This is a genomic window from Candidatus Magnetaquicoccus inordinatus (assembly GCF_004217665.1).
Lineage (GTDB): Bacteria > Pseudomonadota > Magnetococcia > Magnetococcales > Magnetaquicoccaceae > Magnetaquicoccus > Magnetaquicoccus inordinatus.
Map to the genome: position 1 here is coordinate 1 of NZ_RXIU01000524.1, position 1,066 is coordinate 1,066.

Sequence of the window (1,066 nt, forward strand, 5' to 3'; positions counted from 1 at the left end):
TCGGCTTAAGCGCCTAATGGAAGCAAGCTGTGGGCATTGGCGCGCATTTTTTGCGCCAATGCCCACAGCATCCCCATGGGGGTAGAGCTGGCGAGCCAGCACGAACCTGAATAGTTACAGTCCCTCTTCCATTATGCACCCATGAACAATATTCCCACATTGCTGTGCTCTTTTGTGAGCCTTTTCTTGCTCTTTTCCTGGCCATTGCAGGGAGGTGAACACGGAGAGGATCTCTCTGCTTTAGAGAATATTTTTTCTGCCTTCTCCGCAACCGGAACCATGCAGATAAATGATCTGCGACCCAACCGACAAAGCGAGTGGATCCATGATCGGCAACGGGCAAGCACACGCTTCTCTCCGGCCTCCACTTATAAAATCCCCCACACTCTCTTTGCCCTGCAGGCAGGCATTATCGATAACGAGTTTCAGATATTTACCTGGGATGGTGTCGCAAGAGATTTTCCAGGCTGGAACCAAAATCAAACTCTGCTCTCCTCCCTACGCTATTCGGTAGTTTGGGTCTATCAACAAATCGCCCGGCAGTTGGGAAAAGAGAGAACCAAAGAGTATCTGCAAGCAATTGCCTATGGGAATGCCGATCCCGATCCCAATCAGGAAAGCTATTGGTTGGAGGGCAATTTAGCCATCTCCGCCAGCGAACAGATCCACTTCTTGCAACGCTTGTATTACAACGATCTGCCGTTTGCCCTCGCCCATCAACGGCTGGTAAAGGATCTGCTGCTGCTTGAAGCGGGTAAAGAGTGGCGTTTGCGTGGCAAAACCGGCTGGAGTGGCACTATAGGCTGGTGGGTGGGTTGGGTGGAAAGGCTGGATGGTCCGATCTTTTTTGCTTTGAATATTGATACGCCACAGCGCCTGGCCGATCTGCCCAAACGAGAAGCCTTGGGCCGCCGTGTGCTTTGTCTGCTGCAAGCGTTACCTGCTGCTGCCTGTCCACCCGCGATGGAAAAATAGCCGTAACTATTCAGCACCCAAAACAACTGCGGGTCCAGGGAGGGCACCTCCCTGGCCGGGTCCAGGGATGGAATCCCTGGGATTTTGTTTT

The 1,066-nt window shown here is 52.4% G+C and carries 1 protein-coding gene; it reads left to right on the forward strand.

The features are described 5' to 3' along the window. The first annotated feature begins 141 nt into the window (after window positions 1-141). Window positions 142-975, forward strand: a complete 834-nt coding sequence (blaOXA, locus tag EJP87_RS17020; protein ID WP_130473006.1) for a class D beta-lactamase — start codon at window positions 142-144, stop codon at window positions 973-975. Window positions 976-1,066: the final 91 nt, after the last annotated feature.